General features: G+C 64.4%; 12 protein-coding genes. 3 read left to right on the top strand and 9 right to left on the bottom strand.

The window, feature by feature from the left end; translation table 11 throughout:
* Positions 1–13: 13 nt before the first annotated feature.
* Positions 14–1,909 (top strand): phosphodiesterase DibA, encoded by a 1,896-nt coding sequence (dibA, locus tag HG549_RS01070; RefSeq protein ID WP_170027792.1) that lies wholly within the window; start codon positions 14–16, stop codon positions 1,907–1,909.
* Positions 1,910–2,001: 92 nt separating this feature from the next.
* On the opposite strand, the gene HG549_RS01075 is transcribed toward dibA, so the two are convergent.
* The 9 genes from HG549_RS01075 to tcyJ form a co-directional block, all read right to left on the bottom strand.
* Entirely contained in the window at positions 2,002–2,646 is a 645-nt protein-coding gene (locus HG549_RS01075) for a methionine ABC transporter permease (protein ID WP_170027793.1), read from the bottom strand.
* Positions 2,636–3,745 carry a methionine ABC transporter ATP-binding protein gene (locus HG549_RS01080; RefSeq protein WP_170027794.1) on the bottom strand — a complete coding sequence of 370 codons (1,110 nt, stop codon included), beginning with the start codon at positions 3,743–3,745 and terminating at the stop codon, positions 2,636–2,638. Before HG549_RS01080 ends, HG549_RS01075 begins: the two co-directional genes overlap by 11 nt.
* A gap of 1 nt (position 3,746) precedes the next feature.
* Positions 3,747–4,547, bottom strand: a complete 801-nt coding sequence (locus HG549_RS01085; protein WP_170027795.1) for a MetQ/NlpA family ABC transporter substrate-binding protein — start codon at positions 4,545–4,547, stop codon at positions 3,747–3,749.
* A complete protein-coding gene (locus HG549_RS01090; protein WP_170027796.1) occupies positions 4,540–5,931 on the bottom strand; it encodes an LLM class flavin-dependent oxidoreductase in 1,392 nt (463 codons plus the stop codon). The genes HG549_RS01085 and HG549_RS01090 overlap by 8 nt, the downstream gene beginning before the upstream one ends.
* Entirely contained in the window at positions 5,931–7,112 is a 1,182-nt protein-coding gene (locus tag HG549_RS01095; RefSeq protein ID WP_170027797.1) for an SfnB family sulfur acquisition oxidoreductase, read from the bottom strand. Before HG549_RS01095 ends, HG549_RS01090 begins: the two co-directional genes overlap by 1 nt.
* A 141-nt stretch (positions 7,113–7,253) precedes the next feature.
* Positions 7,254–8,495 (bottom strand): SfnB family sulfur acquisition oxidoreductase, encoded by a 1,242-nt coding sequence (locus HG549_RS01100; RefSeq protein ID WP_170027798.1) that lies wholly within the window; start codon positions 8,493–8,495, stop codon positions 7,254–7,256.
* 264 nt (positions 8,496–8,759) lie between these two features.
* Positions 8,760–9,518 (bottom strand): L-cystine ABC transporter ATP-binding protein TcyN, encoded by a 759-nt coding sequence (gene tcyN, locus HG549_RS01105; protein WP_170027799.1) that lies wholly within the window; start codon positions 9,516–9,518, stop codon positions 8,760–8,762.
* Positions 9,519–9,520: 2 nt separating this feature from the next.
* The gene (gene tcyL, locus HG549_RS01110; protein WP_025337317.1) at positions 9,521–10,189 is read right to left on the bottom strand and encodes a cystine ABC transporter permease; all 669 of its coding nucleotides are present in this window, start codon (positions 10,187–10,189) and stop codon (positions 9,521–9,523) included.
* Entirely contained in the window at positions 10,186–10,980 is a 795-nt protein-coding gene (gene tcyJ, locus HG549_RS01115) for a cystine ABC transporter substrate-binding protein (RefSeq protein WP_170027800.1), read from the bottom strand. Before tcyJ ends, tcyL begins: the two co-directional genes overlap by 4 nt.
* A 369-nt stretch (positions 10,981–11,349) precedes the next feature.
* Here tcyJ and epsC point away from each other — a divergent pair, with 369 nt between their 5' ends.
* On the top strand, positions 11,350–12,282 hold the full coding sequence (gene epsC, locus HG549_RS01120; protein WP_170027801.1) for a serine O-acetyltransferase EpsC: 933 nt from the start codon (positions 11,350–11,352) through the stop codon (positions 12,280–12,282).
* Positions 12,283–12,618: 336 nt separating this feature from the next.
* Positions 12,619–14,580, top strand: coding sequence for a choline transporter BetT (betT, locus tag HG549_RS01125; RefSeq protein WP_170033998.1), 1,962 nt, complete (start codon positions 12,619–12,621; stop codon positions 14,578–14,580).
* Positions 14,581–14,582 lie beyond the last annotated feature (2 nt).

The following is a 14,582-nucleotide window of genomic DNA, read 5'->3' on the forward strand; positions in this document are numbered from 1 at the left end:
TATCGCACCCGACATGTCTGTTTCCGTTCGCGACGCCTTGCGCATGGCTGCGCTGTATGTGGTGCTATCCGTCCTGTGGCTGATACTGGCCGAGGTGGTACTGCAGAGCATGACCGATGATCCCCTGGCACAGACCGTGGGGCGGCAGATCAACGTGGTGGTCTGGGTACTGTTCAGTGCCTTGCTGATTTATGTGTCGCGGGTGCGCCTGCTCAACTTCATCGGCCGTGGCGCGCGCTTGCGCTGCGAAGACCGCGAGCGGCTGCGCATGGCGGCTGCCGTGTTCGACAGCACCCTCGAAGGCGTGCTGGTGACCGACCGCCAGGGCCTGATCGTGCACGTAAACCGGGCTTTCATGCGCATTACCGGCTACCAGCAGGACGAAGTCATTGGCCAGCGCCCGAACAAGTTCAAGTCGGGCCGCCATGGCCTGGCGTTCTACCAGCAGATTTTTACCACCCTGGCGGAGAAGGGCGAGTGGAGCGGGGAAATCTGGAACCGACGCAAGAGCGGCGAAATCTACCCGCAATGGCAGACCATTTGCGCCATTCACGATGACGAAGGTGAACTCAGCCACTATGTGGCGGTGTTCAGCGATATCAGCGCGATCAAGCATTCGGAGCAGGAACTGGCCTACCTGGCCCACCATGACCCGCTGACCGGCCTGCCCAACCGCCTGCTGTTCACCGACCGGGTCGGGCAGGCCCTGACCGCAGCCCAGGCCAACAAGCGCGGCTGTGCCCTGCTGTTGCTGGACCTCGACCATTTCCAGAGCATCAACGACGGCCTTGGCCACACCATTGGCGACCAGCTGCTCAAGCTGGTGGGCGAGCGCCTCGGCGAGGTGGTGGGCAGCGGCGTGACTTTAGCGCGCCTGGGTGGCGACGAGTTCGGTGTGCTGGCAGAGAACTGCCAGCAAGTCGGCCAGGCGGGCAAGCTGGCGCAGGGCATCATCGAGCGCATGCGCGAGCCGTTCCAGTTCGATGGTCATCGCCTGTTCATCAGTGTGAGTGCGGGCATCAGCCTGTTCCCCAGCGATGCCTTGAGCGCCGAGCAGTTGCTGCGCAATGCCGACTCGGCCCTGTACAAGGCCAAGAGCAACGGGCGGGCCTGCTATGCCCTTTATACCGAAGAGCTGACCGCTCACGCCCAGCATCGGGTCGAAACCGCCGGCGAGCTGCGCCGGGCGCTGGAGCAGGATGAGCTACGGGTGTTCTACCAGCCGGTGCACGACCTGGCGACCGGTCGACCGGTCGGGGTCGAAGCGCTGGTGCGCTGGCAGCACCCGCAGCGCGGCCTGGTGCCGCCGGGCGAGTTCATCCCGATTGCCGAGCGCACCGGGCTGATTGCCGAGATCGACGCCTGGGTGCTGCACCAGGCATGTCGGCAGATGGTGCAATGGCAAGGTCAGGGCCAACAGCTGGAATTCGTCGCGGTGAATATCTCCAGCCGCTTGTTTGGCCAGCATGAGTTGTACCAGCAAGTGGCCGAAGTGCTGCACGAAACCGGCCTGGCCCCGGCCCTGCTGGAGCTGGAGGTTACCGAGAGCGCGGTGATGGAAGACCCGGAAGTGGCGTTGGAGCAATTGCATCGCCTGCGTGAGCTGGGCGTGACCTTGGCCATCGACGACTTCGGCACTGGGTATTCATCATTGCTGCGGCTGAAGCGCCTGCCGGTGCAGAAGCTGAAGATCGACCAGGGCTTTGTCGCCGGGTTGCCGCTGGACGAGGACGATATCGCGATCGTCCGGGTGATCATCGCCCTGGCCCGCAGCATGGGGATGCAGGTGCATGCCGAGGGTATCGAGCAGGCCGAGCAGGCCAGCTTCCTGCTGCAGGAGCTGTGTCAGCTGGGGCAGGGATACTGGTTCGGGCGGCCGGTACCACCTGCGGATTTGCACTGGGGTTGAGGGCCTTTTCGCGGGCACGCCCGCTCCCACAGGGACTGCACAGGGCCTGAGAGATGTGGGGACCTGTGGGAGCGGGCATGCCCGCGAAGAACTCAACGCTTGTTCAAGCCCTTCGCCAACCGGTCGCCACCCAGCTGAATCAATGCTACCAACGCCACCAGCATGGCAATCACGGTCAGCATGATCTGGCTGTCGAAGCGCTGGTAACCATAGCGGTAGGCAATATCCCCCAGGCCCCCGGCGCCGATCGCGCCGGCCATGGCCGAAGAGTTGATCAGCGTTACCAAGGTAATGGTGAATCCCCCCACGATCCCCGGCAGCGCCTCGGGCAGCAGCACGTGCCAGACAATGTGCCAGCGCCGGCAACCCATGGCCTGTGCCGCTTCCACCAGGCCGTGGTCGACCTCGCGCAGGCTGACCTCGGCAATCCGCGCGAAGAACGGCGTGGCGGCAATGGTCAGCGGCACCACTGCCGCCCACACACCGTAGGTGGTGCCTACCACCAGGCGGGTGAAGGGAATCAGCGCGACCATCAGGATCAGGAACGGGATCGAGCGGAACAGGTTGACGAAGGCGCCCAGCACCCGGTTCAGCACGGGGGCCTGGAAGATCCCGCCCTTGTCACTGGTGACCAGCAATACCGCCATCGGCACCCCGGCCAACAGGGCAATCAGCGACGACACGCCGACCATCAACAAGGTATCGAGCAAGCCTTCGAGCAGGCGATCAAACCACATGGCCTAGTACCTCCACGTCCTCGGCCCAGCGGCGGGCGCGCTCCAGCAAATGATGAGGGTCGTGCGGCGAGTGCTGCACCGACAGGATCAGCTGCCCCAGGGCATGCTCGCCAATGGTTTCCACGCCGCCCTGCAGCAGGCGCACGCGGCCACCCAGGTCGTTGAACAGGGCCGACAGCTCCGGTTCGCCGAGCACGGTCAGCTTCAGCACCACGGCACTGTCATGGCTCGCCGGGGTCGCCTGCAGGCTGGCTTGCAAGGCGGCAGGCAGCCTGGCCTGCAAGGGCGCGAGCAGGGTCCGGGTAACCGTGTGGCGCGGTGCGCCGAATACCCGCCAGACCTCGCCCTGCTCGACCACTTCACCGCGCTCGAGTACTACCACCCGGTGGCAGATGTCGCGGATCACCGCCATCTCGTGGGTGATCAGCACGATGGTCAGGCCCAGGCGCTGGTTGATGTCGCGTAGCAACTCCAGGATCGACGTGGTGGTTTCCGGGTCCAGCGCCGAGGTGGCCTCGTCGCACAGCAGGATTTCGGGGTCATGCACCAGCGCCCGGGCAATGCCGACCCGCTGCTTCTGCCCGCCGGACAGCTGCGCCGGGTACACCTGGTGTTTTTCCTGCAGGCCAACCAGCTCCAGCAGTTCGCGCACCTTGCGCTGGCGCTCGGCCTTGGCCACGCCGGCCACCTTCAGCGGCAGCTCGACGTTCTGCCACACGGTCTTGGCCGACATCAGGTTGAAATGCTGGAAGATCATGCCGATGCGCCGGCGCAAGGCTACCAGCTGGTCTTCGTCAAAGGCGGCGATGTCCACCTGGTCGATCAGCAACCGGCCCTGGCTGGGCTGCTCCAGGCGGTTGATGGTACGCAGCAGCGATGACTTGCCGGCGCCGCTGCGGCCAATGATGCCGAAGATTTCGCCATGGCGGATGTTCAGGTCGATGCCTTGCAGGGCCGGTTGCGCCTGGCCCGGGTAGGTCTTGCCCAGGCCGATGAAGCGCACATGGGCCTGGTTGACCTCCGGGCGCAGGGCCTGCTCCCTGGCCGTCGTTGGCAGTGGTTGTGCGGTGGGCGCCCGCAGCGCGCTGGCCTGGCTCATGTCAGCCCTCCCAGCCGACCTGGTAGAGCTTGCCATGGGCCTTGTCGAGCGCCGCGCGCACTGCTGGCGAATGCTGGTAGATATCGACGAACCTGGCCAGGCGCGGGTCGTCCTTGCTTTGTGGGCGAATGACGAACTGGATCACGTATTCCTTGTTCTCCAGGCCGTCGAACAGCAGCGCCGAACCGGCGTCGAAGCTGTTGGCCAGGCGGATGTACGCCGGGTAGCCCTGCACCAGGTCGGCGTCGTCATAGGCACGTACCAGTTGTACCGCCTCGACCTGGAGGATCTTCAGCTTTTTCGGGTTGGCGACGATGTCGGCCTCGGTGGCCTTGTAGCCGACCCCCGGCTTGAGGCTGATCAAGCCTGCCTTGGCCAGCAGCTGCAGGCCGCGGCCGCTGTTGATCGGGTCGTTGGCGATGGCCACGCTGGCGCCTTCGGGCAGGTCGGCGAAGCTTTGGTATTTTTTCGAGTACAGGCCGACGTTGTTGATGATGCCGGGGGCGTAGGGCACCAGGTTGAAACCTGCGGCAGCCTTGGCGTTTTCCAGAAACGGGATGTGCTGGAAGTAGTTCACGTCGATGTCGCCACTGTTGAGGCTGACATTCGGCGCGATCCAGTCGCTGAACTCGATCAGCTTCACTTCCAGGCCTTGTTTGTGCGCTTCTTCCACAGCCGCTTCCAGCGGGATGGCAAAGGCGGCAGTGGTACCGATCTTCAGCGGTTCGGCAGCCAGGGTGCTGGCGCTGAGGCCGAGGGTGAGGGCAATGGCCGCGACGGGCCGGAACAGTTTCTCAAGCATGGTGCAGGGCTCCAGTCGGGGTAGGGGCAGAGGCAAAGCGGTAAGCCGAGCCAGGGTGGTCGGCGGGCAGGTACGGGTGGTCGGCCTGGAACAGCTTTTCGCGCAATGTGCCTTCGGCGTAGGCGGTCTTGTAGCGGCCACGTTGCTGCAGCTGCGGGATGACCAGGTCGATGAAGGCCTCGAAGCTTTCCGGGGTTACGGTGCGGGTCAGGTTGAAGCCGTCCAGGCCGGTGTCATCGATCCAGGCGATCAGCTGCTCGGCCACTTGCTCCGGCGCGCCGACCAGGGTCACGTAGCGGCCACCCAGGGCGTGCTGCTGCAACAGGCGCCGCCGCGTCCAGGCGTTGTCCTGCAACTGGCGCGTGGCGGACTGGATGGCATTGCCCTGGCGGAAGGCGATCGGTTCGTCCAGCTCGAAGGCGGCAAAGTCGATACCGGTGGAGGCCGCGAAATGCGCCACCCCCGCCTCGGCACTGGCATGCTGGAGGTACTCGGCGTGCCTGGCCTGGGCCTGTTGCTCGGTGGCCGCGACGATCACCGTGATGCCCATGAACACCTTGACCGCCTGCGCGTCGCGCCCAGCGGCCTGGGCAGCGGCCCGCACCTTGTCGACCTGGGCGCGGGTGGCGGCCTTGTCCTGGCCACTGATGAACACGCATTCGGCATGGTTGCCGGCGAAGGCCAGGCCACGCGCGGAACTGCCGGCCTGGAACAGCACCGGCGTGCGCTGCGGCGACGGCTCGCTCAGGTGATAGCCCTCGACCTGGTAGAACTCACCTTGGTGGCGGACCTTGCGTACCCTGTCGGGCCGCGCGTAGATGCGCTGCTGGCGGTCGGCGACCACCGCATCGTCGGCCCAGCTACCCTCCAGCAGCTTGTACAGCACCTGCAGGTATTCGTCGGCCTGGTCGTAGCGGCGGTCATGCTCAGGTTGCTGCGCCAGGCCCATGGCCCGGGCGGCACTGTCGAGGTAGCCGGTAACGATGTTCCAGCCCACCCGGCCATTGCTCAGGTGGTCCAGGGTGGAAAGACGCCGGGCGAACAGGTACGGCGCCTCGTAGGTGAGGTTGGCGGTAAGGCCGAAGCCCAGGTGGCGGGTGACGGCAGCCATGGCCGAGACCAGCAGCAGCGGATCGTTGACCGGCAGCTGGATCGACTCCTTGAGGGTGACGTCAAGCGACTGGCCATAGATGTCGTAGGTACCGACGATATCGGCGAGGAACAGCCCGTCGAACAGGCCGCGTTCCAGCAGCCGCGCCAGGTTGGTCCAGTAGTCGAGAGTCTTGTACTCGGTCGAGGTATCCCGCGGGTGAGTCCACAGGCCGTGGTTGATGTGCCCGATGCAATTCATGTTGAAGGCATTGAGCAGGATCTGCTTGGCCATCAGATGGTCCCCCGGCGTGGCGGGTTGGCATCGTTGAGGTAGTAGTTGCCGATGGCGTGGTACTTCCAGCGCACCGGGTCATGCAGGGTGTGCACGCGGGCGTTGCGCCAGTGGCGATCGAGGTTGTGTTCGGCGAGGGTGGCCTGGCTGCCGCTCAGCTCGAACAGCGTCGTGCCGGCTGCCAGGGATATCTCGGTGCTGATCGCGCGGGCTTCGGCCACGGCAATGGAGGCAGCGGCAACCTTGTCGGCGCTGCTGTCGTCGCGGGCGCGGTCCAGATATTCGCCGGCACGCTCCAGCAGGGCTTCGGCGGCGTGCAGACGGATCGCCAGCTGGCCGAAGCTCTTCAGCGTCAACGGGTCGTCGGTGGCCTTGTCCAGGCCGGAGTCGACCCACGGGCGGCTACGGCTGCGCACGAAGTGCAAGGCGTCTTCATAGGCGGCGCGGGCGATGCCGGTGTCGATCGCGGCATGAAGAATCTGCGCCAGCGGGCCGACCGGGGTAGGGCGCTCGAAGGCGCTCTGGAACGGCACCACGTCGGCGGCGCTGACATGGACATTGTCGAACACCACCGAGCCGCTGCCGGTGGTGCGCTGGCCGAAACCGCTCCAGTCGTCGATCACCTGCAGGCCCTGGCTGTCGGCCGGGACGAACGCCAGGTGCTGCACGCCGTGCTCGTCGACTACCGAGGTGGGAATGCGCTGGGCGTAGATGGCCCCGGTGGCGTAGAACTTTCGGCCATTGATGCGAAAACCGTCGCCATCGCGGCTCAGGCGGGTGGTGCGGTCGTTGGCAGTCCTGGTGCCCAGTTCGGCCAGGGCGTTGCCGAAGCGGCGACCAGCCAGTACTTCGCCATACAGGCGCTGCTGCTGTTCGGGCGAGCCATTCACCCGCAGCACTTCCAGGGCGTAGAAATGGTTCTGCGGGATCTGCCCGAGCGAGCCGTCGGCCTGGGCGATGCGGGCGATGACCTTGGCCAGGGTGACATTGGACACCCCGGCACCGCCGAAGGCCTTGGGCACGCTGATCGCCCACAGGCCGGAGCGGGTGAACAGCTCCAGTTCGGCGTGCGGCAGGCGGCGTTCGCGGTCGCGCTGGGCGCTGTCGCGGCGCAGTTGCTGGGCGATGCCTTCGGCGACGGCCAGTGCTTGGGTGTCGTTGGTAATGATGGTTGTAGTCATGGTGTTCTCCGGGGGCCGCTGTGCGGCCCTTCGCGGGCTCGCCCGCTCCCACGGGTAAAGTGATACCCGTTCAGGCGGTGGGAATCCTGTGGGAGCGGGCGAGCCCGCGAAGGGCTGCGCAGCAGCCCCAAAGGCAGCAAATCAGATCCAGGAATGCCGCGCAGGCAGCGTGCCGTTGAGGTGGTAAGCGCCCACCGCGTGGTACTTCCAGCGCACCGGGTCATGCAGGGTGTGCACCCGGGCGTTGCGCCAGTGGCGGTCGAGGTTGAATTCGGCAAGGGTGGCGCGGCTGCCGGCCAGCTCGAACAGCTTCTCGCTGGCCTGCAGGGCGATCTCGGTAGTCAGCACCTTGGCCTCGGCCACCGCGATCGAGGCGCGCGCCGCGCTTGCGGCGTCGATCGGCGCCGCATTGACTTCGTCGAGGACCCGCGCCGCCTTGCGCAGCAATGCTTCGGCGGCGTGCAGTTCGAGCTTCAGGCGGCCGACGTCGGCAATCACATACGGATCGTCACTGGCACGTTCGACATTGGCGTCGACCCATGGGCGCGACTTCTCGCGGACGAATGTGATCGCATCCTCGATCGCCGCTTCGGCAATACCGGCATCGATGGCCGCCTGGATCAGCTGCGAAGCTGCGCCCTGGGTATTGGCGATGTCGCGCTGGCGCCAGTTGTCGATCACCAGCTCGGCATCCACCGGTACCTGGTCGAGCAGCACGGTGCCGCTGGCGGTAGTGCGCTGGCCGAACCCGGACCAGTCATCGACGATGCGCAGCCCGGGGCTGCCACGGCGGACGAACGCCAGGCGCTGGCGGCCTTCGTCGTCCAGCGCCTTGACCGCCACCCAATGGGCGAACAGCGCGCCGGTGGAATAGAACTTCTCGCCGCTGATGCGATAGCCGTCGCCGGCGCGGGTGAGCCTGGCCTTGAGCGTGAGGGTATCTTTGGTGCCGCGCTCGGGCCCGGCATTGCCGATGCGCCAGCCGTCGAGCACGCTGCGGTAGATTGCCGCCTGTTGCGCTTCGGTACCGGTCAGGCGCAGCAGTTGCAGGATGCCGAACTGGTTCTGCGGGATCTGCCCCAGGGCCGGGTCGGCGGCGCTGATCAGGCGGAACACTTCGGCAATGGTCTCGAACGACACTTCGGGGCCGCCAAAGGCTTTGGGAACGCTGATGCTGCCCAGGCCGCTGCGGGTGAACAGCTCGATCTCGGCCCATGGCAGTTTGCGTTGCTGGTCGCGACGGGCGGCCTGCTCGCGGGCGACCTCGGCCAGTTCGCGGGCCGCTTGCAAGGCTTCGGCGTCGTTGCGCAGCACCTTGGCTGGCAGCAGCACCGGCGAGCTGTCCAGGTCGCTGTGGAATCGGGTATTGGCTTGGCTGGACATCAGTGCCGCTCCTTGGCTGCACTCAATGCCCTGGCGTTGCGCACTGGGGTGATTGTGATCCTGACCATTCCTGACCTCACAAATTGGTTATGTCGCTGTAGCGGGTCGCGACGGATGTGTGCTGGTCCGGTGGTCCGGTAGATATACCCTAATGCTTTATAAAAACTTTATGAACTAACTCTTTGGAATATTTATAGAAGGAGGGATTTGTTGCGGATGTACCGGCTCCTTCGCAGGCGCGCCCGCGAAGAGGCCGGCTAAGGTTTACTCGGAAGCGGCTGTCCCGAGGAACTTGCGCAGGAATTGCCGGGTACGTTCTTCCTTCGGTGCCGCGAACAGCGCCTTGGCCTCGCCTTGTTCCACGATCACCCCCTTGTCGAAGAAGATCACCCGGTTCGCCACGTCCCGGGCAAAGCTCATCTCGTGGGTCACGATGATCATGGTGCGTCGCTCCTCGGCCAGGCCGCGGATGGTCGCCAGCACTTCACCCACCAGCTCCGGGTCGAGTGCCGAAGTCGGTTCGTCGAACAGGATCACCTCCGGTTCCATGGCCAGGGCCCGGGCGATGGCCACCCGTTGCTGCTGGCCACCGGACAGGCGCCGCGGGTAGGCATCTTCCTTGCCCGCCAGGCCGACCTTGGCCAACAGGCGCCGGCCCAGCTCGATGGCCTGCTCGCGGGGCGTCTTCTTGACGATCACCGGGCCCTCGATGACGTTCTCCAGGGCGGTGCGGTGCGGGAACAGGTTGAAGTTCTGGAAGACGAACCCGGCCTGCTGGCGCAGGCGGCGGATCGCGCTTTGCTGGCCACTCAGCGGGCGGTTGGCGTCGATGCTGATGTCACCGATCTGGATCTGCCCGGCATCGGGGGTTTCCAGCAGATTCAGGCAGCGCAGGAAGGTGGTTTTGCCAGACCCGCTGGGGCCGATGATCGCCACCACCTCGCCCGGCTGCACGGTCAGGTCGATACCGTTGAGCACGGTCTGGCCCTTGAACCGCTTGGTCAGGCCTTTGACTTCAATCATGCTCAATGCTCCTGGTCATGCTGGTTGACGCGCGCTTCCATGCGGTTCTGGAAGTGCGCGAGGATGCTGCACAGCACCCAGTAGATGACCGCGACCGCCACGTACATGGTGAACACCTCGAAGGTGCGCGCGGTAATCAGCTGGGCCTGGCGGAACAGCTCGGGCACCTGGATGGTCGCCGCCAGGGCGGTGTCCTTGACCAGCGAGATGAAGCTGTTGCCCAACGGTGGCAGGGCGGTGCGCAAGGCTTGTGGCAGGATGGCCCGGCGCATGGCCTGGACACGGGTCATGCCGATGCTGGCAGCGGCTTCCCACTGGCCACGGTCGATCGAGGAGATCGCCGCGCGGAGGATTTCGCAGATGTAGGCGGCCATGTTCAGCGACAGGCCGATCAGCGAGGCCGGGATCGGGTCCAGCTCGATGCCGATCTGCGGCATGCCGAAATAGATCACGAACAGCTGCACCAGCAGCGGTGTGCCGCGGAAAAACGACACGTAGACACGGGCCAGCCAGTTCAGCGGCAGGATCTTCGACAGCCGCATCAGCGCCAGGGCAAACCCCAGCAGCAGGCCGAAGAACATGCCGCCAACGCTGAGCAGCACGGTATAACCCGCGCCCTTCAGCAGGAAGGGCGCAGAGTCGACAACGAGTTGCAGGCTTTCAGCGATCATTTGGTGACATCGGCACCGAAGTATTTCTTGGACAGCTTGGCCAGCGTGCCGTCAGCCTTGAGCTTGTCCAGTGCCTTGTTGATCGCGGCCAGCAGTTCCGGCTCGCCCTTGCGCAGGGCCACGCCGCTTTCCAGGCGCGAGAAGGCATCGCCGGCCAGCTGGGTGTCCTTGGCTTTCTGTGCATATTCCAGCGCGGCCAGGCGGTCGATCAGGATGGCGTCGATACGGCCGTTGCGCAGGTCGGCAAACTTGCTCGGGTCGTCTTCATAGGTGCGCACATCGGCTTGCGGCACATCCTGTTTCACCCACTGCTCGTAGTTGGTGCCCAGGCCCACGCCAACCTTCTTGCCGGCCAGGTCGGCGGCCTTGTGGATGTTCAGCTGCTCGGCCTTCTTCTTCAGGATCAGCGCCTGGATACCGGAGATGGTGTAGGGCTCGGAGAAGTCGTACTTCTTCTTGCGCTCCTCGGAAATGGTCACCTGGTTGATCACCACGTCCAGGCGCTTGGACTCCAGTGCGGCGAGGATGCCGTCCCACTTGGTCGGCTGCACCTTGGCCTTGACGCCGAGTTCCTTGGCCAGCAGTTCCGACAGCTCGACTTCGAAGCCGGTCAGCTTGCCGTTCTCGTCCTGGAAGCTGAACGGTGGGTAGGTGCCTTCCAGGCCGACGTTGATCACGCCTTTTTCCTGGATGGTCTTCAGCTGTTCGCCGGCAAAGGCCTGGCTGAGCAGGCCGGCACCCAGCAGGAGAGCCAGGCTGGCGTTGAGTAGCGGTTTGGCGAATTTCGACATGTGGAAGCCCCGCGCTTGTTGTCAGTGGTGGGTGGCGACTATAGGGTTGGCCGGTTAGGCCAGGAAATAATAAAAAATTATTTTATTATTCCCTTTAGTGTTTTTGTCAGTGCTGGCTGCATTGAGGGTAGGCGAGTATCTGTTCCCCGTCATCGCTGCTTATGCCCGACTTAGTGCAGGATGGAATAAAGCGTTGTTTTTTCCAAGGGAAGGATTTGCCGTAGAGTGGATTGCATGTATGCAGGCCCGACCTTTGGCGGGTAAACCCGCTGCCACAGCTACTGTGCGTTCGCTGTGGAGCGGGTTTGCCGGCGAAGGGCCGGACCTGCCAATAAAAATGAGTCTGGCCTACTCAGGCAGGAGAAAACCGTGAGCGAACAACCTTCATCCGGGCACTGGCAGTTGCAGAGCATCGTCGCCGGTCTGCGCGGCGCCCGTGAACAATGGCGTACGCGCAATGGCCGCAGTAGTGGCGAGCAAGGCGGGCGTGAGTTGCCTTCGCGCGAGGCGATGCGGCAGATTCTCGAGCAACTGTGCGGCGCGCTGTTCCCCATGCGCCTTGGCCCGGTCGACCTGCGTGAAGAAAGTGAAGACTTCTACGTAGGCCATACCCTGGATGCCGCGCTGACCGCCTTGCTGGCCCAGGCCCGCCTGGAGCTGCGCTACGCCGCGCGGCAAAACAAGGCCGAACTGGCCGGCGTCGACGCCCATGCGCTGCGCCTGGTCCAGGGCTTTGCCGCCGCCCTGCCGGGCCTGCGCGTGCTGCTCGATACCGACGTGCTGGCCGCCTACCACGGTGACCCGGCGGCGCGCAGCGTCGATGAAGTGCTGCTGTGCTACCCCGGCATCCTGGCGATCATCCACCACCGCCTGGCGCACCACCTGTACCAGGCCGGCTTGCCGCTGCTGGCGCGGATCAGCTCGGAGCTGGCGCATTCGGCCACGGGCATCGACATCCACCCCGGGGCACAGATCGGCCCAAGCTTCTTCATCGACCATGGTACCGGTGTGGTGATCGGCGAAACCGCGATCATCGGTGAGCGCGTGCGCATCTACCAGGCCGTGACCCTGGGGGCCAAGCGCTTCCCCAGCGACGAGTCGGGCACCCTGCACAAAGGCCTGCCGCGTCACCCGATCGTCGAAGACGATGTGGTCATCTATGCCGGCGCCACGGTCCTGGGGCGGATCACCATCGGCAAAGGCTCGACCATCGGCGGCAATGTGTGGCTGACCCGTAGCGTGCCGGCCGACAGCAACATTACCCAGGCCAACCTGCAGCTGGATTGCCAGGACAAGAATTGATCTAGCATCTGTTTAGCCTGTACTGGCCTCTTCGCGGGCTTGCCCGCTCCCACAGGGACCGCACAAATATTGAATTTTGTGCATTACCTGTGCCTCTTCGCGGGCTTGCCCGCGAAGAGGTCAGTGCAGGAGGGCACCAACCAGCGCCCTGATTCGCATTGACATCCGATCCATGTTTAACTTGAACGCTTGTTCAATGAAAAACGCTGGTCCGCTGCCGGTGTTCAACAGGAGGATTCCTTTGCTGAACCCGTTCATTCCGAACCTTACGTCATTCGACGAGGTGCGCCGCCCATGAGTGCACCGATCCCATCCCTTGCCACTGGCAAGATCCGCATGAACCCCCCGGTGTTCTATTTCGCGGCGAGTTTCATCCTGCTCTTCGGCCTCGTGGTCATTGCCAACCCGCGCAGTGCCGGCGACTGGTTGCTGGCGGCGCAGAACTGGGCGGCCAACACGGTCGGCTGGTACTACATGCTGGCGATGACGCTGTACCTGGTCTTCGTGGTGGTCACCGCCTTGTCCGGCTACGGCAAGATCAAGCTCGGTGCCGACCACGACGAACCCGAGTTCAGCTACCTGTCCTGGGCTGGCATGCTGTTCGCCGCTGGTATCAGCATTACCCTGTTCTTCTTCTGCGTTTCCGAGCCGCTGACCCACATGCTGCAGCCGCCCCAGGGTGAGGCGGGCACGGCCGAGGCCGGGCGCCAGGCCATGCAGATCCTGTTCCTGCACTGGGGCCTGCATGGCTGGGGCGTGTTTGCCTTCGTCGGCATGGCCCTGGCCTACTTCGCCTACCGGCACAACCTGCCGCTGGCCTTGCGGTCGGCGCTGTACCCGCTGATCGGCAAGCGCATCAACGGGCCGATCGGCTACGCGGTGGACGGCTTTGGCATCATTGCCACAGTGTTCGGCCTGGGTGCCGACATGGGCTTTGGCGTGCTGCACCTGAATGCCGGCCTCGATTACCTGTTCGGCATCAGCCATAGCCAGTGGGTGCAAGTGCTGCTGATCGTCCTGATGATGGGCGCGGCGGTCGCCGTGGCCGTCGCCGGGGTGGAGAAGGGTGTGCGGGTGATGAGCGACATCAACCTGTTCCTGGCCTGCGCGCTGTTGCTGTTCGTACTGTTCGCCGGGCCTACCCAGCACCTGTTCAACACCTTGATCCAGAACCTTGGCGATTATCTCGGGGCCCTGCCGCGCAAGAGCTTCGATGTGTATGCCTACGGCGAGAACAGCGGCTGGCTGGGCGGCTGGACGGTGTTCTACTGGGCCTGGTGGATTGCCTGGGCACCGTTCGTGGGGCTGTTCATCGCCCGGATCTCGCGCGGCCGCACCATTCGCGAGTTTGTCTTCGGCGTACTGCTGATTCCGCTGGGCTTCACCCTGGCGTGGATGTCGATCTTCGGCAACAGCGCCCTGGACCAGGTCATCAACCACGGCATGATCGCGCTGGGCCAGTCGGCGCTGGATAACCCGGCGATGAGCCTGTACTTGTTGCTGGAAACCTACCCCTGGAGCAAGACGGTGATCGCCGTGACGGTGTTCATCAGCTTCGTCTTCTTCGTCACGTCTGCCGACTCGGGCACCGTGGTGCTGTCGACCTTGTCGGCAACCGGGGGTGATGCCGACGAGGACGGGCCGAACTGGCTGCGTATCTTCTGGGGCGCGATGACGGCGCTGATCACCAGCGCGCTGCTGTTCGCCGGCAGCATCGATTCGCTGAAGTCGGCGGTGGTGCTGACTTCGCTGCCGTTCTCGCTGATCTTGCTGTGCATGATGTGGGGGCTGCACAAGGCGTTCTACCTGGAGTCGCAACGGCAGATCGCGCAGATGCACTCGCTGGCCCCGTTCGCGCAGTCTCGTCGCGGGCGCGGCGGCTGGCGTCAGCGCCTGAGCCAGGCGGTGCATTTCCCGTCGCGCGACGAGGTGTATCGCTTCATGGACGACGTGGTGCGCCCGGCAATTGCCGATGTGCGCGAGGTGTTCGAGCAGAAGGGCCTGGTGCTGATTACCCAGGACGACCCGAGCCATGACAACGTCAGCCTGAAGATTGGCCATGGCGAAGAACAGCCGTTCATCTACCAGGTGCAGATGCGTGGCTACTTCACGCCATCGTTCGCCCTCGGTGGGCTGGGCACCCAGGAGTTGAAGAACCGTCGTTACTACCGGGCAGAGGTGCACCTGAGCGAAGGTAGCCAGAACTATGACCTGGTGGGCTATAGCAGGGAGCAGATCATCAACGACATCCTTGACCAGTACGAACGGCACATGCAGTTCCTGCACCTGGTCAGGTAACC

It is taken from the genome of Pseudomonas sp. SK, assembly GCF_012975065.1.
Classification (GTDB): Bacteria; Pseudomonadota; Gammaproteobacteria; order Pseudomonadales; family Pseudomonadaceae; genus Aquipseudomonas; species Aquipseudomonas anuradhapurensis.

Coding starts and splice junctions, on each gene's coding strand:
- dibA (WP_170027792.1), top strand. CDS start 14: ATGTCTGTTTCCGTTCGCGACGCCTTGCGCATGGCTGCGCTGTATGTG.
- HG549_RS01075 (WP_170027793.1), bottom strand. CDS start 2,646: ATGTGGTTTGATCGCCTGCTCGAAGGCTTGCTCGATACCTTGTTGATG.
- HG549_RS01080 (WP_170027794.1), bottom strand. CDS start 3,745: ATGAGCCAGGCCAGCGCGCTGCGGGCGCCCACCGCACAACCACTGCCA.
- HG549_RS01085 (WP_170027795.1), bottom strand. CDS start 4,547: ATGCTTGAGAAACTGTTCCGGCCCGTCGCGGCCATTGCCCTCACCCTC.
- HG549_RS01090 (WP_170027796.1), bottom strand. CDS start 5,931: ATGGCCAAGCAGATCCTGCTCAATGCCTTCAACATGAATTGCATCGGG.
- HG549_RS01095 (WP_170027797.1), bottom strand. CDS start 7,112: ATGACTACAACCATCATTACCAACGACACCCAAGCACTGGCCGTCGCC.
- HG549_RS01100 (WP_170027798.1), bottom strand. CDS start 8,495: ATGTCCAGCCAAGCCAATACCCGATTCCACAGCGACCTGGACAGCTCG.
- tcyN (WP_170027799.1), bottom strand. CDS start 9,518: ATGATTGAAGTCAAAGGCCTGACCAAGCGGTTCAAGGGCCAGACCGTG.
- tcyL (WP_025337317.1), bottom strand. CDS start 10,189: ATGATCGCTGAAAGCCTGCAACTCGTTGTCGACTCTGCGCCCTTCCTG.
- tcyJ (WP_170027800.1), bottom strand. CDS start 10,980: ATGTCGAAATTCGCCAAACCGCTACTCAACGCCAGCCTGGCTCTCCTG.
- betT (WP_170033998.1), top strand. CDS start 12,619: ATGAACCCCCCGGTGTTCTATTTCGCGGCGAGTTTCATCCTGCTCTTC.